The organism is Algivirga pacifica, assembly GCF_039543525.1.
Classification (GTDB): Bacteria; Bacteroidota; Bacteroidia; order Cytophagales; family Flammeovirgaceae; genus Algivirga; species Algivirga pacifica.
On the sequence record NZ_BAABJX010000038.1, the window covers coordinates 56,908 to 74,747 of the forward strand.

23 protein-coding genes are annotated in these 17,840 nt (G+C 43.4%); 3 read left to right on the forward strand and 20 right to left on the reverse strand.

The genetic code is table 11. The annotated features are described in order from the left end of the window. Positions 1-46 precede the first annotated feature (46 nt). The 20 genes from ABD985_RS13220 to ABD985_RS13315 form a co-directional block, all read right to left on the reverse strand. Positions 47-1,087 (reverse strand): hypothetical protein, encoded by a 1,041-nt coding sequence (locus tag ABD985_RS13220; RefSeq protein WP_345372457.1) that lies wholly within the window; start codon positions 1,085-1,087, stop codon positions 47-49. Positions 1,088-1,183: 96 nt separating this feature from the next. After that, positions 1,184-1,720 carry a hypothetical protein gene (locus ABD985_RS13225; protein WP_345372459.1) on the reverse strand — a complete coding sequence of 179 codons (537 nt, stop codon included), beginning with the start codon at positions 1,718-1,720 and terminating at the stop codon, positions 1,184-1,186. A gap of 150 nt (positions 1,721-1,870) precedes the next feature. Beyond that, complete coding sequence (locus tag ABD985_RS13230) at positions 1,871-2,629, reverse strand: Eco57I restriction-modification methylase domain-containing protein (RefSeq protein ID WP_345372461.1); 759 nt, start codon at positions 2,627-2,629, stop codon at positions 1,871-1,873. Beyond that, a complete protein-coding gene (locus ABD985_RS13235) occupies positions 2,626-2,772 on the reverse strand; it encodes a hypothetical protein (protein ID WP_345372463.1) in 147 nt (48 codons plus the stop codon). Before ABD985_RS13235 ends, ABD985_RS13230 begins: the two co-directional genes overlap by 4 nt. Positions 2,773-2,785: 13 nt before the next feature. Then, positions 2,786-3,748, reverse strand: coding sequence for a DNA cytosine methyltransferase (locus tag ABD985_RS13240; RefSeq protein WP_345372465.1), 963 nt, complete (start codon positions 3,746-3,748; stop codon positions 2,786-2,788). A 173-nt stretch (positions 3,749-3,921) separates the two neighbouring features. Continuing rightward, complete coding sequence (locus ABD985_RS13245) at positions 3,922-4,590, reverse strand: glycoside hydrolase family 108 protein (protein WP_345372467.1); 669 nt, start codon at positions 4,588-4,590, stop codon at positions 3,922-3,924. Positions 4,591-4,689: 99 nt separating this feature from the next. After that, positions 4,690-5,106 carry a hypothetical protein gene (locus ABD985_RS13250; protein ID WP_345372468.1) on the reverse strand — a complete coding sequence of 139 codons (417 nt, stop codon included), beginning with the start codon at positions 5,104-5,106 and terminating at the stop codon, positions 4,690-4,692. Then, positions 5,103-5,537 carry a hypothetical protein gene (locus tag ABD985_RS13255; protein WP_345372470.1) on the reverse strand — a complete coding sequence of 145 codons (435 nt, stop codon included), beginning with the start codon at positions 5,535-5,537 and terminating at the stop codon, positions 5,103-5,105. The genes ABD985_RS13250 and ABD985_RS13255 overlap by 4 nt, the downstream gene beginning before the upstream one ends. Positions 5,538-5,624: 87 nt before the next feature. Continuing rightward, entirely contained in the window at positions 5,625-6,548 is a 924-nt protein-coding gene (locus ABD985_RS13260) for a hypothetical protein (RefSeq protein ID WP_345372471.1), read from the reverse strand. Between the two features lie 206 nt (positions 6,549-6,754). After that, complete coding sequence (locus tag ABD985_RS13265) at positions 6,755-7,279, reverse strand: hypothetical protein (RefSeq protein ID WP_345372473.1); 525 nt, start codon at positions 7,277-7,279, stop codon at positions 6,755-6,757. Continuing rightward, positions 7,257-7,490, reverse strand: coding sequence for a hypothetical protein (locus ABD985_RS13270; RefSeq protein ID WP_345372475.1), 234 nt, complete (start codon positions 7,488-7,490; stop codon positions 7,257-7,259). The genes ABD985_RS13265 and ABD985_RS13270 overlap by 23 nt, the downstream gene beginning before the upstream one ends. A 19-nt stretch (positions 7,491-7,509) precedes the next feature. After that, complete coding sequence (locus tag ABD985_RS13275; protein WP_345372476.1) at positions 7,510-9,333, reverse strand: hypothetical protein; 1,824 nt, start codon at positions 9,331-9,333, stop codon at positions 7,510-7,512. A 9-nt stretch (positions 9,334-9,342) separates the two neighbouring features. Then, on the reverse strand, positions 9,343-10,803 hold the full coding sequence (locus tag ABD985_RS13280; RefSeq protein ID WP_345372478.1) for a hypothetical protein: 1,461 nt from the start codon (positions 10,801-10,803) through the stop codon (positions 9,343-9,345). A gap of 47 nt (positions 10,804-10,850) precedes the next feature. Then, positions 10,851-11,990, reverse strand: coding sequence for a hypothetical protein (locus ABD985_RS13285; protein WP_345372480.1), 1,140 nt, complete (start codon positions 11,988-11,990; stop codon positions 10,851-10,853). Then, the gene (locus tag ABD985_RS13290) at positions 11,987-12,256 is read right to left on the reverse strand and encodes a hypothetical protein (protein WP_345372482.1); all 270 of its coding nucleotides are present in this window, start codon (positions 12,254-12,256) and stop codon (positions 11,987-11,989) included. The genes ABD985_RS13285 and ABD985_RS13290 overlap by 4 nt, the downstream gene beginning before the upstream one ends. Beyond that, positions 12,253-12,636, reverse strand: a complete 384-nt coding sequence (locus ABD985_RS13295; protein WP_345372484.1) for a hypothetical protein — start codon at positions 12,634-12,636, stop codon at positions 12,253-12,255. Before ABD985_RS13295 ends, ABD985_RS13290 begins: the two co-directional genes overlap by 4 nt. 6 nt (positions 12,637-12,642) lie before the next feature. After that, positions 12,643-13,257, reverse strand: a complete 615-nt coding sequence (locus tag ABD985_RS13300; protein ID WP_345372485.1) for a hypothetical protein — start codon at positions 13,255-13,257, stop codon at positions 12,643-12,645. Between the two features lie 90 nt (positions 13,258-13,347). Then, positions 13,348-13,965, reverse strand: coding sequence for a hypothetical protein (locus ABD985_RS13305; RefSeq protein ID WP_345372487.1), 618 nt, complete (start codon positions 13,963-13,965; stop codon positions 13,348-13,350). A gap of 47 nt (positions 13,966-14,012) precedes the next feature. Then, positions 14,013-15,836, reverse strand: a complete 1,824-nt coding sequence (locus ABD985_RS13310; RefSeq protein WP_345372488.1) for a cell envelope integrity TolA family protein — start codon at positions 15,834-15,836, stop codon at positions 14,013-14,015. Next, complete coding sequence (locus tag ABD985_RS13315; protein ID WP_345372490.1) at positions 15,826-16,311, reverse strand: hypothetical protein; 486 nt, start codon at positions 16,309-16,311, stop codon at positions 15,826-15,828. The genes ABD985_RS13310 and ABD985_RS13315 overlap by 11 nt, the downstream gene beginning before the upstream one ends. Positions 16,312-16,621: 310 nt before the next feature. On the opposite strand from ABD985_RS13315, the gene ABD985_RS13320 reads away from it, so the two are divergent. The 3 genes from ABD985_RS13320 (at position 16,622) to ABD985_RS21285 (ending at position 17,796) form a co-directional block, all read left to right on the forward strand. Further along, positions 16,622-16,816 carry a hypothetical protein gene (locus tag ABD985_RS13320; RefSeq protein WP_345372491.1) on the forward strand — a complete coding sequence of 65 codons (195 nt, stop codon included), beginning with the start codon at positions 16,622-16,624 and terminating at the stop codon, positions 16,814-16,816. 145 nt (positions 16,817-16,961) lie between these two features. After that, positions 16,962-17,363 (forward strand): Fur family transcriptional regulator, encoded by a 402-nt coding sequence (locus tag ABD985_RS13325; RefSeq protein WP_345372494.1) that lies wholly within the window; start codon positions 16,962-16,964, stop codon positions 17,361-17,363. Positions 17,364-17,490: 127 nt separating this feature from the next. Continuing rightward, a complete protein-coding gene (locus tag ABD985_RS21285) occupies positions 17,491-17,796 on the forward strand; it encodes a DUF6660 family protein (RefSeq protein ID WP_425550444.1) in 306 nt (101 codons plus the stop codon). Positions 17,797-17,840 lie beyond the last annotated feature (44 nt).

The window sequence follows — 17,840 nt, forward strand, 5'->3', positions numbered from 1 at the left end:
GTTGCCAATACAAGCTATAACGTATATACTTTGTTGTAATGTATTTTTATTCATTTCTCCATTCTGGTGTAATTATTCTTAACGCTTCTTTTATTCCTGAACATTCATAAATCGGATAACTTTCTCGTAAGTCATTCAGGTTGAAATATGCTTTTAATACATATTCATTATCATTTTTAATATATATTCCGTATCTCAATCCGTCAGTTACAATAAGTCTTTGACAATTTGACTTCCCTTCTGCATACCCTTGTGCTTGGCCTTTTGCAGATAAACATGAATTTCCTTTCTTTTTTGCTTCAACAACAATCGAAAGGTTATTGTCTTTTCTAGGGAGTTGGTCAAATAATGCAATGTCCACTTTATTCCATTCAATAGCCATTTTTTGTGGTGTCCAGCCTAATGCTCGAAGAATAGGAACAATTAGATATGTAATTGTTTCAAATTCTGATGGAGCTTCTTTACTATTTAAGTACCATTTTGCAATTCGTCTTAGTTCTTCAAATTCTCTCGTTAATATCTCAATCGAGTTACTTGAAACTCCTTGCGCAAAAAGGTATTCGGCAATTTGATTTTGGGTAATCGTTTTTCCAGCTTGTGGCAATTCAGGAATCTTTCTGTTAAGCTTTTCTATTGGAATATCTAATTCTTTTAACCAAGCTTTTACTACATCAGAAGTCATCTCTTGTGTTGTGTCTCCTTGTTTTAAAGCATAAGTTTCAAAATACTTAATTCCTGTCCACAACCATCTTACTCTACGAACGTGTTGTAAATCCCATCCATCTATATCTCCAAAACATTCAAGCCATTCATATTCACCAACTATTTCGCCAACTCCTAAAATTTTTTTAGTCCCTAATCTAAGAATGACTATATCCCCTTCATTCATTTGTTCAGCAAAACGCCTAATATCAGTCCGTTTCCTTGAAGTCCAGCCGTGCTTTTTTAATATGTCATTACAATCAGGATATTTTCCTGCATATCCAGGTCCATTTAAAATTACATCCCATTTCAAACAAATCTTTGAATAATTTCGATCAGTATCTCCACTGGCTTGTTGCCATATTTTTTTGTTTTCAATGTTCATATTGTCATTATTCCAAATGCCCTACAACGCCATTGATAGCATCAAGTGCATTGGCGCGTGCGCAGAGAATTGATGATAGCTAATGTTACCAGCTTTTTATTTATTTCTTCCAAACCAAGTCAACTTATAATCCAGCTTGAAAGGTTTTTTTTCATTAAATATACTTGTATACTTCATTTTTAACTGCACCTTACTTAAAGCTTCTCTTATTTCATCCCTTTGTTTTATAAATTTTGGATCATTAATATCTCCTTTAAACTCAAGTAATGTTTTTTCTTCAGATGGCCTCAAAATAATTTTTGATGCTTTACTAAATGTTTCCCAATAATACCCATCCTCTAAGTCAGGCATAAAATCAATCAAGTAGCTTTTTTTTTCATTATTATCTCTCGTAAACTTCAGTTCCTTAGTAATCAATGGACCAGTGCCTTTATTCTGAATAATCACAGCAATTCTATCTTCATAATCAGGAGGATATATATATGCTAAAGGTCTAACTCCTAATCTACTATTCTTTCTGTTTTGATAAGCTGTAACTATAGAAAGCACTAATGAAATTAGAGAGATTATTACAGCACATAATGCTATAATCGCTTTTGGTTCTTCTAATATTTTATTAAATATTTCTTTCATTATTCAAATTGCTGGTAACAATACAATAAACACCATATAGGACTTATTCCTAAGTAATGAAGAATGAAACTTTTTTATTTTCATTGTATGAATAATGGTGATTTTAAATGTCATACGAAAATAGAAAATAATGATCTTGATATATAACAATTAATATTTTTTTCTCAAAATAATCACATCCGTAGGTACATCCGTACTCCCAAACACCTTTGGCATGCGATAAGCATCCACCAACTCCGCCATTTCCCCAATCACCTCCTTACTTTTGTCATACACCCCTCCATTCCGCAGAAACCCAGAAGCAGTAATAAATACCAATAGTCCACCTTCTTTCAGCAACCTCAAACACTTGTAGATAAAGAAGGTTTCCAACTGTGGAAAAGCTCCTTTCACATTGACCTTCTTCCCATTCCAATTCTCTGTCTTAAAATAGAAGCTATAACGGTTCTGCCGTTTTCCATAAGGAGGATTGCCAATCACTAAATCATAAGGAGCATCCGGCAACCAAGTAGCTGAATCTTTTAGTGTGGTCGTAAAACGAGGGGGCTGTAAGAAAGCAGTCTCAAAGTATTGATTGTACCATTTAGCTTCTGGGTATAGTGCTTTGGCTGCATGGTATAGATGAGGGTTGATCTCAAAAGCTGTAACTTTATTGTGTATACGTTCTGGGATCACTTCCAGAAAGCGACCGATCCCTGCAGCGGGTTCCAGAACGCTCCCTTGTTCGTCATATCCATGATGTACCGCTAGTCTATACATCAAATCGCATACATAATCAGGGGTAAAGTATTCGTAAAGTAAGCCTTGTCCACTGCCTCGTTTGGGATCGTAGTTTTTAAGCCATGCTTTTTCTTCATTAGTAAGTGAACCACCTTTGATCAGTTTGTCTGAGATCGCTTCCAGTGTCATAGCTCAAAGGTTCGTATATTTCCTTTTACTTTAGAGGAGACTTTTTGTTGATCAACTCCTTTTAAGGAGTTTGTTTTCTTCTCCTTTCCTCCTGAGGCGAAGAACAAAACTCCTAAGCCTGCAATTGCTAGTAATTCCATCATAATAGCTGTGAGTTTAAATTTTTACATTTCTTTTCCATGTTTCAAAAATGGTTTTGACTACAGGCACGGATACCGCATTTCCCATTAACTTATACCGCTGTGTTTCCGGGGCATTAATAGTCCAATCATCGGGAAATCCTTGAAGCCTCTCACATTCAGTAGGGGTTAATTTTCTGATTACTTTTTTTCCATCCCAAATTCCGTGACGGTCTGTAGATGTGATGGTATACATATCATCCCCATTTTGTTTCCATCGTTTTCCATTCTGCTTGTGCTTAATAAACTGAGTTGAGGCAATAGGTATAGAAAGATAGGTTGATGAATTGGTTAAGGCTCCTTCCCTGGTTGTTAAAGCGAAAGTATTTTCGCTCTTTTTGCCTTTATTATTCTCCTGACTGTTTCCTTCAATAGGAAATATTTTTCTCCCACTTTCTTCTCCAAGATGTGCTGCAAAGAACACCCTTTCTCTATTTTGGGGTAAAAACCATGAAGTATTAAGGAGTTGCCATTCTGCATATCTATAAATCCCAAGGTTGGCAATGGCTTCTCGGACCTGTTGGAATGTTTTCCCGTTGTTGTGAGAGATAAGTCCTTTGACGTTTTCGAAGAGTAGTAGCTTAGGATAGCGTTTTTGTTCGATAAGCTCTTCCACAATCCTAATGACTTCATAAAAGAGAGCGCTTCTTGTTCCGCTTCCTTTTGCCATACCCTTCTTTTTCCCTGCGATTGATAAATCCTGACAAGGGAATCCAAAGGTGATAATGTCGGGTGTTTCTTTGATTTTATCTGCTGTGACTTGCTCAATTGCTCCTAGATAGTTTGATTTTGGGAAGTGTTCCTTATAAACATTGATTGCATGCTTATCCACTTCACTGAAATAACTTTTTCTGATATGTATACCAGCTTCAATGATGCCTTTATGAAAACCACCAGCTCCCGAAAACAAGTCGAGTAATATCAATCCCTTCTTTTTCATATACCTAATATGTTTATGTTTTGCCCAATCCGATTACGGACTTGCTTCAAGTATCTGAGTAGTCTCTTTATGAGATAGGTCAAGATTATTCCTGTAGTAATGATCATCTTGAAAAAAGCCCAACACCTGTGGTTGGGCTATAAATGAGTATTCTGAAGTAGTTTAAATTTTCTCTATCGGTATTTCATCCAATAGAATAATGCCCCTGCAGCCACCAGTAGTATCCCGCTGATCGATTGGTAAGCGAAGCTCTGTGCTCTTGCCAACCATCCTTTTAGGAAGATGGACTGTGATGGGTTCCTATCCACAATGCGTTGGTAAAAGGCTTTACGCTCTTCCACCAGTTGGTTGAAGAGCATTCGTCCATTGACGGCATTGATGGCAGATAAGGTATTGTTGCCCATAATACCATCGACTTTAAGCGATTGACCAAAGTGCTCGTTGAGGGTACGCTGGATGATTTTTACGGCAGAACTTCTGGAATTAACGTAGAAGTCAAAGAGCAGTCCGGCAAGTTGCTTGTCTCTTACTTTGTGGAAAAGAGGCTTTTCCCAGTAGTGCTGCTTGAAAAAGGCAAGGACCAGTTTATCCAGGGTAGCATCTACGATCTTGTAGTTGTGAGGAAGGGAACCTCCTTTGCTTCGCTTTTCCTGATCGACAATGGTCCATCCTTCCCAATTGGGCCAGTACTTTCGGGCAATGCCTCGATAGGTTTCTCCACCACGGTCCTGGGAGACATTGGCGTAGTAGCCTTCGTGGCTCATGGTTTTGTTGAAAATGTATTCGAAGGTAGTCATATGCGTGTATAAGTGTCCGTTTCTTGGTCTTTCATGTCGTCTCATGATTTCTTCATCAGTTTATTTGAAAAAAGCTGTAGGAACATGCCACAGGCGTGTCTGGCACGTTTGATAATGCACAAAAGTTGGGTTCTGATTCAGAAATCAGGGTAGTACTAAAGTTGCCCAATTCCACCAGCTGGAGGCATCTGTTTTTTGGTTGTTGGCAGCCATCTTTAGAATGGACTGATAAAAGGTTTGGTCAATCTGTGCCGGAAAACCGATATGCACTCTTGCCTTTTCGGTACCTGGTCCCCATTTGCCATCGGCTCCTCCCGTTTTGTTGATCGACTGTTTTACATAGTCATCGCCAATTTTCAGCATGGCTTGTTGTAGCCGTTTCACATAGTTGTTTTGGGAGCCATAGCGTAAGGGGAATCCCGATGGTGGAGCAGGCTTGGTTTCTGTAGCAATCGTCAAGGGACCTGTAGGCTTTTGGGGTTGGGTAATCTCCAATCGTTTGCTGCTGTTGGTCATTAGCAATGCTGCGACCAATGCCCCTCCGATCAATAATCCTGTCATAGTGTGGTTCGTTGGTTAAGTAGTTGGTTGAATTTGACCATCTGGGAAGCACTCAAGTCTCCTTGCAGGTCGCTGATCAGATGATCCCCATAGAGCTTGTTGTAGTAGCCTGCCACTTCTGAGAATGGGATTTGGTACAAACGCATCTGTTTGGCAGCTTCGTAGAGGGCTTCCTCATCAGTGCCCCATCCGTCAATGGCAGCATACATTCGCATGGCTAACTCTACGGCCATTCCTTCTCGTGTTCCGGTGCCTACCTGTTTGCTGACTTCTGTAATCTTGGCATCGGTATTGGCCCTTTGTGACCAATACCATGCGATGCCAAGCACCACCAATGTCCCTGCTCCGATGAGTACCCGCTTGTCGAGTAGTACATCCTTGGCGGCATTGGCAGCCATCCCCTGAGGGGTAAGATTCATGAGGTTGCTCATATCATATTCTGGAATAGCTTAATCTTTTGGTTGATACCACTCAGGCCGCTTTTACCTGCTACAATGGCGAGTGAGGACTCGGTGAGGTTATTGCCCAACTGCTGTAAGGCTTTCGCTTTCCGCAATGCCTCTTCCTGGTTCTTCACCTCCAGGGTAATGGTTACTTTTGCCTTCATGGTTTACTTTGAATTTTGATAATATCTTGTCCAGGATAGAAGGGTTAGCCCCGATGATTTGCGTAAGCACATAGTACTTACTCACCACTTCATCTGTTTGTGTCTGTAGCCACTCTTTGATCTTTTCGCCTACCTCTGCGGCTGCACTTTCTTCTGCTCCTTCCATTTTCACTTGTGGCATGTCGTCTGTATCTCCGTTCATGGTGACGGGTAGTTGAGGAGCTTGTTGGTCAATGCCCATCACTCTTGCAAGTGCGGTTCCTGCCAGTCCTGCGAGTACAGGGTTGGAAGCGACTTTCTCCAAGACACCATTCATGCCGCCTGTTTTTTCCAGCTCTACCTGACGTTGGATCAGCTCAAACTCCTTGTCCTTGAAAGCCGATTGCTTTTCCAGATTGAAGTTTTCCTTTTTCAGATCCTGATTCTCTTTTTCCAGGTATTCCAGCTTGCTTTGAAGGGAGTTATTCTCTCGTTCGAGGCGGTTAATCACAAAGTTTTTATAGTCATCCATGCCTGGGTGCGAAGAAGGTGCAGGAACGCTAGGCGTTTGTATTCCGGAGAGTCCTGGGTATTCACTTTCGGATAAGCGGACAATGGTATATTCATCCAATAGCTTGGCGGAGGATCCATTCTTTTTCCTTCTGTGGACATAGAGTTGGTCTAACTCAAAGCTATGGGCGATCTCTCTTAGAAACTTGGTAATGCTTTCCGCACTTTCCTTTTTGATGTTTTCGTAGAGTAGTGTTCGTTCGCCTTGTAGGTCTGCGAGTACATCAAAACCGTATTCGTCCAGAACGAGTAGCTTGCTGATTTGATTGATGGTGGTGGTGTTCATCGGGGCGTTGTGTTTTAGTTGAAGGGAAATAAATAGTCCTTCTCTTTCCCGCCCAGGGTTGAAACCCCGGGCTCTGTTAGAGATACCACTTCGTGGTGATCTGTTCTTTCGTTAATCGTTAGTATAGATCGCCACAACGTGGCAATTCATAAAGAGCCTGGGGTTTCAACCCTAGGCGAGGTTTGATTGTGGATTATGACATCCCTCTATCTCCTTCTCCTTGGTCGTCTTCGTCTTGCTGCTGCAGCCCTTTTTCTCGCTGCCAATGCTCTTTTTCGCTTCAATGCTGCGGCTCTACGTCTGGCGAGTAATGCCCTTCTTTTCTTCAAGGCTGCCATTCTCTTTCTTGCTGCGGATGAAGATCGTCTGCGACTAGAAGATGGTCGCTTTCTGGATGCCGCTTTTACTCTGCGGGAAAGTACCGATAGCTTTTTCTTTAGTCGGGAGATCGCAATGTTCTGGGCTTTGATCTTGCTGAGGTAGGTACGAACTCTTTTATTTCCCGTGGATCCTTTCTTTCGCTCGTTTCGAAGTTGCTGTAGCATCTTTCGGTTCTTGTGTTGAGCACTGCGAAGGAGTCTGCTCAGTTGACCTACTTTAGCTTTCAGAGAGTGGACTGTCTGAGCCTGTTGTTTCTTTTGCTTTTCCTCCACAATCTGCTTGGCCACAGGGTTCTTTTGGCTATCCACCCGTATGGTGGGGATGGGTTCAAGACGCTTTGGTTTTGTCATGTTCTTCTTCTTTTTTCAGTTTCTTGATCTCTTTTTGTTCTCGGTAAATGCGGAGCAGTAGCCAGGTCGTGGAAAGGGAGGAGGTCATGATCAGGGTGATCGCATCCACGTCGTTCATGGTGAGTTCTAAATTGCTGAGCGTAGAGATCATGCTTAAAGGAACCGCCATCGAAATGGTGGCGACTCCTATCTTATCAATAAATGACATCATGGTTGGTTGAAAGTATGGGTTAGACTTCTCCCCAGGTTAGGATATCTTCTTCGTTGGAAGTTACGCTGCCTTCTGTGTTGGAGAGCTGAATACGTACCTGAAATCCATTGTCGATCTCGTTGGTACTTGGGTAATAATTGTAGGTGTTGACGGATCCATTACTAAGGGTCTTTCGGGTTGTCCAGGATCCACCCCATACCTTGGTTTGGATTTTGGCAGTGACAGCCCTTCCTTTGGCATCCCACATCAAGCGCACATATTCCCCATAATCCAAATGCTTGACATCATTCTGATTCTCGGTCGTCAACGTGACGGGGTCTGGAGCAATCGGATAGAATGGAGAAAAGATATATTCCAGATCACCGGTGACATCGTTGGTCACTCTCAAAGCATAGCGAACATACGCATCTCCAGAAGCATAAGTGACAATTCCCCATGATGGATCCGCTGACTTGTTCTTCAATAGCACATTGTGTTGGGTGTTTGGAATCTTGTCGTGAACGGAGCCATAGGTTGCCTTATTCAACTTGTAAGAAATCAATCTTACCTGACATTGATTAAGCGTCACGGCTTTGTTGGGTGTCCAGGTCAATCCAGGTGCAGGATAGCCGCTTTGCAGCTTCTTGCTTGAAGTGGATGACTTCTTGGTAATGCTGATATCTTTGTGGGCATTGGTACACTCATCAGCACTGAATGGAGCCAAGGCAAACTGATTACGGGCATCCAGGGTATTTCCGGCATATTCAAAGCCATCGTAACCGACAAGTTCTGGAGCACGGAATAGCAAATTCGCATAGAAAGCATAAGGCCATGTGGAGCCATCGAGCAGTCGATTAAAGTGCATTTCTCCGTAGTTCTCTCCACTCACTTCTTCAGAAGCAACAAAGAAACGGTATTGCTTATCAGCTGACTTTCTAGCTGTGCCTTTGGCATCGTATACCCTGATTTCTACCGCTGTTTGAATAATGCCAGGGCCTAATAATAGTCCACTGGCAATGCCATAGGAGCTATCACAGAAGTGAAGCGTTACATCACGGCTTCCATCAGTGTTGCTGCGTTCCTGATTGTGAGAAGGGACAGTCATACTAATACCTCCCCAGTTGTTGGCTTGCTTGGTAGGTACTTTGATGATCGGTACATCAATGCTGTTGGATCCATTTTTAAGCTTAGCCCTGAACGCTTTGATTTCCTTTCTGGTATTATCGGCTGAATGGATATAGGCTCTTGGAATCTTAAACTCATCCAGGACAACGCCTACTTCCATTTGTTTTGCCGGGATCGTCTTGGCATAGCCTCTGCCGTTGACTTCCATTTCCAGTACGTAATCCTTGGAAGGTTCATAGATGCCTTTTTCGATTAAGGCAGCACGAGTCATATGCAAACGAAGGTTTCCATCGGCTTGCTCATAGATGCCGTACATCTCTACAGGAATAAAGTCCTGCACGTTTTTGGCAACGCTGTCCGGGGATTCACTCCAAGGAAGATAGGCACGCTTGAAAGCGGCTGTAGGTTCTGTGGCGTATGCCTGGATTATGTCTGCTGTAGAAGCGTGATCAGAGGCCACGGCAATAATCACAAACTTACCTTCTTTCTTGGCTCCGAAATAACGATCCGTCATGCTGTTGCCACCGATATCGGCTAGGTCTGCCGTATCCAGGGTAAGGTAATCACGGCTTCCTGCAGGTTGTGCTTGCTCTTTCGGGAAATGGATACGATTCGTTTCCATATCCTTGATCATAAACAGCACATTGAATGGAGAGGATGAGGAGAAGGTATCTTCCAACAATACCTTAAAAACAGATCCCTCTCTTCTAAGTCCTTTGATTTTTGTTTGTAAGCTCATCTTTTTGGTTTAGTACAGGTAATAGTCAGATTCTGCGGCATACACTTCGCCGTTGGTCATAGTCACTTCGATGTAGTACTGGTATTCTTTGCCTTTGACAGCTCCGGTATCCTGGTGACTCAAAGCGGAGGAATTGGTCTGCTCAGTGACAAATACAAAGGTTTCAGCTCCCTTTTCTCTGCGGTAAAGGGCAAAGCCTTTTTGCTCCGTACCGGCCACACTGGTATTCCATTGTGGGTTCAAAGAGTTGCTGTCGCTTTGGGTGGCATCAAATCTTGTGAAAACGGATGTTCCCATATAGATTTCTCTGACTGCTGTCGTTTTGAGTTTACCGTTTTCTACATAAGCGATGCGGTAAGCGTGAATGCCTGGAGTAACCCCTGGGATACTAGCCTCCCCATCGGTATTGAATACATTGGCGTTTGGTGCTCCGGTTGGTTCTACCCAATTGCCGTTGATCAGTTCTTGTAACTGACCTGTATTGCTATCCACACTGGCACCACTTGCGAGCTTCCAGCTAAGTGTAACCGTAGCTCCCAAAGCACTGGCTGATGCAGAAAGGTCCATGCCACCAATGATGCCATAGCCTACACTCACTTCATAGGCACATCCGTCAATAGAACCTATGGAAGTCCCGTCTTTATCTTTTGTCTCAATTTTGGCATCCTTGCATGTCCAGGCATTGTGTGTACTACCACTACCTGTACCACCTCCTGGACCTCCACCCGATACGGTTGTCTCTCCTTCGTAATAGAAATTGGTATAGACCAATGTCATATTCAGGGAAGCGATATAGGTAGGATGAGACATAGTGACGTTGGAACGGTTGATCACCATCGTGTTGGCCGTATTGTTCTTGTCGGTATACACGATATTGATATAGTCGAGAATGTCTTCTTCTGCCGTTGGATCATTGAACTTGTCTTCTCCCATGGTTCCGGCAATGGCAAAGACAAAGCCTTCTCCTTTCTTTTCATTGAATGGGTTTCCGGCATTGGGGTAGTATGGGTTGGCTACCTTGGCACGGAACGCCTGTACCGGAGTGGCAGAGCATAGCACGAAACGGTTGGATCCTTTCCAGCTGTTATTATTGGCTCTATCCAAAAAGCCTAACAGCTTAATGTCGTGCAGGTATTTACCCGTACCACCTTCTACGTGACGGGCAGCATAGATATGCTTCCAATGATCGGCAGTAGTTCCTGCTACCTGACTGCCGTGGTTAAAGCTGCCATGAGAGGTTATTTCCTCCATGACGTATCGCTCCGAAGTTTGTTGGGCAAAGCCATAGACTTTTTGATTGGAGTTTTTATAGCCGTTAAAAGTCTTTTGGTTGCAAATAAATAGCTTGGCTTGTTTGCCTGGAGATGTGGCAGCCAAGGCTCCAAGCTTATTGGCTAGGTCAACGGTTCCTGCGTATGGACCATCGACAAGCACTTGTTTTTCATAAGTGGGTCTTCCAAATACTCCCATTTATTATGATTGTTTTTAGTGAAGTTTAATTGTGTTACAGCATAGGCTTAAAGACCTATGGCTGTTTTCAGATTGGTGTTCTGTGGAGTAGTAATCACTCCTTCGGCTTCCAAGGCATCGATAAAAGTTCCGAGTAGTTGTTTACCTCTGAGCAAGGTGATGTAGTGATTATTATCCGTCATTCGGGCTGAGTAATCTGTCAAGGTGCCAAAAACTCCTGAAGAACTTTCCAAGGTCAATCCTGACCCTGTGATGGAGAGCTGGGAATTATCAAACCCGTCAGACGCAGCCATAAAGCCCATAAATTCACCTGCCTCAATTTCAGAATACCCTCCAAAACCATCGGTTCCCTTGAGCTTCCCAAAAGAGGAGCCTACACTGAGTTGACCATCCGTATCGCCTAGAAATGTACCGAAGCCCCGAATCGTGAAGTTTCCATCTTCGGGCAAGTCTACCTGATAGTTGGCGGTTAAGTTGGTGCCTGCAGCCATCGCTTCGTCCAGGTTGGAAACGCCACTTCCTCCACCCGTAGGTAGGTTGTTGATTTTAGAAGCATCAATGCTTTGGACTTCCAGACTACCACCGTTATTCTTAAACTCAGTACCCAGTTGATTAAAAGGCTTGGCGGTAACTCCATTACTCCAATCATGAGTGTGTGTACTGGGTGGAAATGTAGAGGGCTTTCCCGATACATTCTCCCAGCTTGCCTTTCCGGTTCCGGACTCTAGCGTACTCAATCGGGTAGAGATCGTTTTCAGCTGTCCATCCTCAATACCTGCCACAAAGACGATATACTCGTATTCATCTTCATCATGCTTGATCACATGAATATCCAGGGTCGTGACCTCTTGTTCTCCGGGAATCGTCACAGAAGCAGTATCCGTAATGGCTCGATCAAAGGTGACTGAAAGGTCTTCTGCAGTAGCAGTATGACGAACAATCAACCGAATATGTGCTCCATTGGCTACCCGAAAAGCTTCCATGTGAATGTTACCTTCATGGGTAAGGTCAAACTCAGAAAAGCGTTCTTCCTTGCAATCCAATAGCAGTGTACCGGAAGGAATCAAGTAAGTATACTTGGGATGGATCACGGGATATTTTAGTGTGCCATCGGATACCCGTACCACGGTAGGTTCTACCGCTTGTTGGTTAATGGCTTTGGTTTTTAATCCTACTCCTGATCTCATCGCACGTATTTGATTACCTCTATTAATCCTACCTCTACTTTGTCAAAGGCTACTTCCATCTGCCCTTTGAACTGATACCCTACAGGGTGAAACTCTCGTGATTCTCCTGCTTTTAAAGCAATTGGTTTTCCACTGCCTACATATCCCAGAAAGGCATCGGAAGGACCACTATTGGTGATGGAGAATCCTACGACATTGGTCAAAGAGAAGGTGTCCCCTGTTTCGACCAGAGTATCCATATTGATTTCTACGATGGGTGAACTCATGACGCTTTCGCTTCTCTTTCCAGTAAAAAGACAAAGTCATAAGTCAGGTCTGTGGCAAGCTGCGTCGGGATCTCTGTTCGAATCTTGATACGATGTCCTCCCGCTGGGAACGACACCTTATGGAATCGTTGACCGATTTCTAATCCTGCTTCCGGTACAGACTCCAATGCCTTGTAATGGATGTTATTAATGTAATCCTGGTTGTTATCGGCAAGCCCTAAGCGGAATACATCAATCCCTCCTTTAAGGATTGGATAGATGCAAACACCAATGCATCGCTCATAGGCACTGTTCAGCGTCAACTCCTTGTAGAGGGTTGACGCTGGAGTACCTGCCGCATAGCTGACTTTCTGAACTTGCAGAAATGTTTCCTTACTCATCGGCTATTACTTTGATACGGTTTGTGTTCCGATAAAGCGTACCTCAAAGAAGTGAGCATCTGCGCCATCCGGCATTTCCTGAGAAGGATGGAACTCCAATTGCACCTTGATCTCCTTTCTTTCTGCCAAAAGCAATAAGGTAGAAAGTGCCAATGCATCTTCTTCCCCCTGTGCCTTGGAAGAGTCAGCCCCTACAGTAAAGCGTTCGACCGGAAGTTTCATAAGGGTTTTGGAATCCTGAATGACGATTAGTTTGGCATTCAATAGTTCCTTAGGGAAGTCTCCCTTTTTGCTGGAATAGACAATGTCTTGTGGCTTCGGATTTCCTGCTGTTGCGGCTTTACCGTAACCAATCTTGATTCTTCCAGCCGCTACGTTCATGCCTGGGTCTAGCTGGTTGCCCTGGAAGTCTGAGATGCCGACAATCTTGTCGTTGGTAGGCAGCAATAGGTTGTAGATACCGGCACCATTGGTAATGTCGTGACGGTGGGTCACATCGGCATCCATAAAGCGGGCTTTACCCTCCAGGATCTCTCTTCGGGTTGCTTCGAAAATATCTCCTGCTTTCTGAGCCTTCTTAAAGAGGAAGCGTTGTTCTCTGGTAGTGTCTTGTGTTTTCAAGTTGTTAGTTCGTTTATTGATTGATAATGAAATGTCAAGGGTAGGACGTTCCCCCAGAATAGGGGAACGTTGTTAGAAAGGTGAAGCAGCTTACATCATGTCCATGATCGCATCGTCTTCGCCATCAAGGCCTGCCAACTCTGCATCCAGGTCATCATCGTAATCTCCGTCAATACCGTCCAGGTCTTCGTCTTCCTCTTCGTATTCACCCGCCATGCCTGCAGTAATGCCTAGTAGGTTGTCGATTTCAGCTTCGGTACCGCTAAGGTCTTCAAAGTCATCGAACTCATCCTCTCCGGCCAATCCACCTACAGTGTAGTAGCTGTTGCCATACTGGTCCTGCACGAGTTGCGTATTACCCATGGCGCCATTGATCCCACCGACATGGTAAGGATTGCCCTGGGCATCGAATACGATTTGGCCAACGCCTCCATTAATGCCATTCAGGCCATCTCCATCCAATCCTTTTAGGAACGGTAATTTTTCTTGTACGGAAGCATGGGTTAGGGTACCCATTACGCCTGCGGTCATGGCTCCGGTCGCTAATGCCGGATTACCCTTCCCTGAGGCATAGAGGTAAATTCCTCCCGCCAAGGCAGCCATGGCCACAATGGGACTAGGCATCTTGGAGAGTGTCAACTTACCCAGGGCAGCACCTGCCGCAATGGCACCTCCGTGTGTGAGTGCTTTTTGATAGTTGTCTTTCAAGTTGTTGGTTGTTTAGTTGGTTTGATTGATAATGGTTGTTGGGTTGCTTATTTCTTTTGCATGAATAGTATTACCCCTACAAGAGCTAATCCTCCCATCCACAACATTTGCTGGTTTTGTGGATCGCCTCCCTGCTTCTGTTCCAATTGAGCCAATCGAAGCTGTGTTTCATGGTTTGCTTTTTCTACCAGTTCTTTGGCTTCCAGTTTGGCCTCCATCTTGGCAAGGTCAGCGGATGCTTTGGCAGCTATCAGCTCCTTTTCCATTTTGGCATTAGCCTTTTCTGCAGATAGTCGGGATGCGGCATAGGCTTTACTAGCCTCTGCCTTGATCAACTTTTCTGCATCGCCCTTATCGAGCTTATTGGCTACATCCTCTTTGGTGGCTGTTTTAGCAGCGAGTGCATTGACTTCTTTCTTGGCAAGTAATGCCGCAAACTTTTGAGCATCTTCTGCAGAAACCCCCACTGCCTTGGAGAGGTTCATCACCTCTTCGTGTGAGATCCCCTTGCTAACATTGTTGACAATATCGAAGAGCTCTTTCATCTGCAGCTTGCCATCTTCTCCTTTGCCTTCTTTAATCGTATCCAATACCGAGCGGTATTTTTCTGAAAGCTTTTTATAGTCTTCCACCTTTGCCAAAAGACTGGCGAAGCCGGGATTTTTATCCACTGGAATAGCTTGCTGTACGACTCCTGTAGGTGGAGTTCCCGCAGGAGTGACAGCAGGTACAGGAGAAACTAACTTTTGGATGCCGGAACTAACTCGCTGCCAGAAGTCTGGTTTCTGAGGTGTTGCGGCTACCAGGTTGACACCCTCTTTCTTGTTGAGTTGGATAGAAGCAGGATTCAATGCCGGGATTTCTCCACCGCTTTGAATGCCTACAGGCTTCACTTCCTGAGGAGTAGCTGTTGGCTTTTTGTTGAGCCAGTTAGAAGCCACATTCAAGACAGGTCCACTGCCAGGAATCACCGAAGCTACCAATGGCGTCGCTACTTTCACGACTTTTCCGGCAAAGGATTTTGCCTTTTGCCAGAACTTGGACTTGCCTATTTTTTTCAGGAAACCCAATTGCGGTTGCCCGTTCATTCCAATCAGCGGCTCATAGTAATCTACGCCATCAAAGAATAAGGCTCCGTTTAAGCCATAAGACTGTTGGTAGCGTACCGCATCGGGACTGTAATACACAGGCTCCCTTTCTTGCAGGCCATCTAAATAACGAATGGGCATTCCCTCCAACCCTCCCAAACCGGAGGAAAAGCCATTCATTGTTGCTTTGGATGGTCGCATGAGCAAATCATGCTTTTGTGAAAACGGTTTCTCCTGGTCGAAGTGATCCAGCACAGGGTCTATGGTGATGTAGTTCTCTCGTTTGTTTAGGGAAAGCCCCTCTTGCTTAGGTACAATCACGTAGATATGCTGAAAGTAGCTTCTTCCATAGTATTTCGTTTTCCGGAAAGCATGGGGTATGCCCAGGTTATGTAGAATGCTAGAGATAAAAATACTATAGCAGTCACAGTCTACGCCCGTTTTCCGGTCTGCCCACGATCGGGCAGGTCTTCTCAGTTCCTCCTCTGTCGCCTTATCCGGTTTGTATTGGATATGACGATAGATAAAGTCAAAAATATTCTTACTTGTCTTCCTCAGGGAATCTCCCTGAAGCACCGTTGCGATCCCCTTGGTATCCGGCAAAGTCTTTCGGACAATGTCTTCCATAAAGGCGATCGTATCATACGTATCTCCGTTGTATTTCAGGTAAGGGTCCAGCTTGTTGGGTTTGGGAAACAGATGCTCATATTCTTTGCCCGAACGGAGCTTTCGTTTCCTGTTTGCCACGACGCCCAAACCGCCGTCCAGGTACTTAATTTTCATTCCGTTCATTCAGGTCAAATACTTCTGTTTCTTCAATCATTTCTCCACCCACCTTCGCTTTGGCAGTGACCACCATCTTAGGAACCTTTTTACTGCTTAGGAATGACAAGGCCAAAACCCCCACATTCAAGGTAGATGCCTTGATGATAATCTCAGGTAGCGAGGTCGTTTTTCCATTCCCTTCGATTCGTACCTTCTGCAGTGGAATACCATTGGCAATTTCAGTAGTGGATCCGTTCTCTTCCATCACCGCAACCGTTACGTTGAGGTGCTCCATATCAAAGCCCCAGGTAGAATCATTTCGGATTCCTACTTGCAGTCTAAAGACCAGCTCTCTCAAACTCACCTTATGCACCTTGAAGGATTGAATGCTCGTCGAAACGCTATTCTTTACCTGCTCCACCACATGGTTGTAATACCAGTAGCCCAAAGCGGCAAGGCCTCCTGCTCCTGCGATCCAGGTTAAATTTTTCATGAAGTAGTTTGTTGATTTTACAATGCTACTCCGGAATACTCATGTCAAATATGAAGGGGATTTTTGAGGGGTGCAAATCGCCTTTTGCGAAGCGAAGCATCTTGAAAAAAGACAAAGCAAGACGAGCTATTTCAGTGCAAAAAAGAGCGAAATACGACAATATGTGCAAAACGATGCAAGTTGAAGCAAAAGCATCAATTTGTCTGTCTTGGAAATATTATATTGCGTAAGTCGAATGATCAGAATATTATTTTTTAATCCACGCTGCTTGTGAAGAATCGATTGCAAGCCCTAATCACTATCAGAAGCTATGAAAATGAATGTTGGCCCTTTTGTCAGTAAAGAAGATTTGTCCTTTCTATATGGTATCGGTAGAAACAAAGTAGCCGCTCTCTGTAAGCGTATCGGGATTGATACCAGAGAGCGGCTATCGCCTGTAGAGTTTGAGCGATTTAAAGAGGAGTATGGGGATCCTAGGAGGTTTCGGTTGGTGGAAGAAGATTAGGGACATGAAAATTATACTTAATCAAAGGAGGACTATTATTTATATTCACTTCAAAAGAAAATAAGTACTGCTTCACTATATTTGTATATGATCTATAATAAGAGCCGCATTCAGGTCATAACTGCAACTGTTTAACATAAAAATCATGGATGAACAAAAACTGGAAAACCGCAATATCAAACCAACTCCAATACGAATATTGGTTTTAAGAACATTACTAAACTCAAGTGTGGCATTAAGTCTTAGTGATATTGAAATGGTGTTAGAACGGGCTGATAAAGCAACATTATACAGGACATTAAAGACTTTTGAAGAAAAAAAGCTGATTCATAGTATAGATGATGGTACAGGCGCTGTGAAGTATGCTATTTGTGAAGAGAATTGTGAATGTAAACCACAAGATCAACATATTCACTTTCATTGTGTTAAGTGCAAAGAAACATATTGCTTATCTCATGCTAAGATTCCTCAAACAAAGGTTCCTTCTGGGTTTAAAGCAGATAGTGTCAATATGGTATATAGGGGAACCTGTGCGAGTTGTTCTTAAAGAATGCAAATTGGTTGCAGGCATTTTTTTCTATTCTTGTAGTATCATTGAGGTGAAACCTTTAAATAAGTTAAAGGTTTTTCTTTTTTTGTAATTCAAATTACCCTAAAAAATAAGAAGTGTACGCATGAGAATTGGTGTATTCATATTGTCTTTGTTGGTTGTGATATTCTCATTAGTCCCTTGTGGGGATGAGCCGTCATCTTATGAGTCTATTTCCATTGAAGCAAAGCAGCATCAAAGAGATTCTGACCATCACGACACATGCTCTCCATTCTGTGCCTGTCATTGTTGTCATTCACATTTTATTGTATATCAGAAGTACACAATATTTCTAGTCAAAGATTTTTCGCTTTCTATTCAAAAAAGCGTCTATAATAATCATATAGAACAGGGATATACTTTTCAATTACTTCACCCACCTCAAGTTTAATATCAGTCACTTTTGCGTCTTTACAAGATGGACATAACTGATTG

Excerpts from the sequence above, each read along its gene's own strand:
- ABD985_RS13220 (WP_345372457.1), bottom strand. The coding sequence starts at position 1,087 with ATGAACATTGAAAACAAAAAAATATGGCAACAAGCCAGTGGAGATACT.
- ABD985_RS13225 (WP_345372459.1), bottom strand. The coding sequence starts at position 1,720 with ATGAAAGAAATATTTAATAAAATATTAGAAGAACCAAAAGCGATTATA.
- ABD985_RS13230 (WP_345372461.1), bottom strand. The coding sequence starts at position 2,629 with ATGACACTGGAAGCGATCTCAGACAAACTGATCAAAGGTGGTTCACTT.
- ABD985_RS13235 (WP_345372463.1), bottom strand. The coding sequence starts at position 2,772 with ATGATGGAATTACTAGCAATTGCAGGCTTAGGAGTTTTGTTCTTCGCC.
- ABD985_RS13240 (WP_345372465.1), bottom strand. The coding sequence starts at position 3,748 with ATGAAAAAGAAGGGATTGATATTACTCGACTTGTTTTCGGGAGCTGGT.
- ABD985_RS13245 (WP_345372467.1), bottom strand. The coding sequence starts at position 4,590 with ATGAGACGACATGAAAGACCAAGAAACGGACACTTATACACGCATATG.
- ABD985_RS13250 (WP_345372468.1), bottom strand. The coding sequence starts at position 5,106 with ATGACAGGATTATTGATCGGAGGGGCATTGGTCGCAGCATTGCTAATG.
- ABD985_RS13255 (WP_345372470.1), bottom strand. The coding sequence starts at position 5,537 with ATGAGCAACCTCATGAATCTTACCCCTCAGGGGATGGCTGCCAATGCC.
- ABD985_RS13260 (WP_345372471.1), bottom strand. The coding sequence starts at position 6,548 with ATGAACACCACCACCATCAATCAAATCAGCAAGCTACTCGTTCTGGAC.
- ABD985_RS13265 (WP_345372473.1), bottom strand. The coding sequence starts at position 7,279 with ATGACAAAACCAAAGCGTCTTGAACCCATCCCCACCATACGGGTGGAT.
- ABD985_RS13270 (WP_345372475.1), bottom strand. The coding sequence starts at position 7,490 with ATGATGTCATTTATTGATAAGATAGGAGTCGCCACCATTTCGATGGCG.
- ABD985_RS13275 (WP_345372476.1), bottom strand. The coding sequence starts at position 9,333 with ATGAGCTTACAAACAAAAATCAAAGGACTTAGAAGAGAGGGATCTGTT.
- ABD985_RS13280 (WP_345372478.1), bottom strand. The coding sequence starts at position 10,803 with ATGGGAGTATTTGGAAGACCCACTTATGAAAAACAAGTGCTTGTCGAT.
- ABD985_RS13285 (WP_345372480.1), bottom strand. The coding sequence starts at position 11,990 with ATGAGATCAGGAGTAGGATTAAAAACCAAAGCCATTAACCAACAAGCG.
- ABD985_RS13290 (WP_345372482.1), bottom strand. The coding sequence starts at position 12,256 with ATGAGTTCACCCATCGTAGAAATCAATATGGATACTCTGGTCGAAACA.
- ABD985_RS13295 (WP_345372484.1), bottom strand. The coding sequence starts at position 12,636 with ATGAGTAAGGAAACATTTCTGCAAGTTCAGAAAGTCAGCTATGCGGCA.
- ABD985_RS13310 (WP_345372488.1), bottom strand. The coding sequence starts at position 15,836 with ATGAAAATTAAGTACCTGGACGGCGGTTTGGGCGTCGTGGCAAACAGG.
- ABD985_RS13315 (WP_345372490.1), bottom strand. The coding sequence starts at position 16,311 with ATGAAAAATTTAACCTGGATCGCAGGAGCAGGAGGCCTTGCCGCTTTG.
- ABD985_RS13320 (WP_345372491.1), top strand. The coding sequence starts at position 16,622 with ATGAAAATGAATGTTGGCCCTTTTGTCAGTAAAGAAGATTTGTCCTTT.
- ABD985_RS13325 (WP_345372494.1), top strand. The coding sequence starts at position 16,962 with ATGGATGAACAAAAACTGGAAAACCGCAATATCAAACCAACTCCAATA.
- ABD985_RS21285 (WP_425550444.1), top strand. The coding sequence starts at position 17,491 with ATGAGAATTGGTGTATTCATATTGTCTTTGTTGGTTGTGATATTCTCA.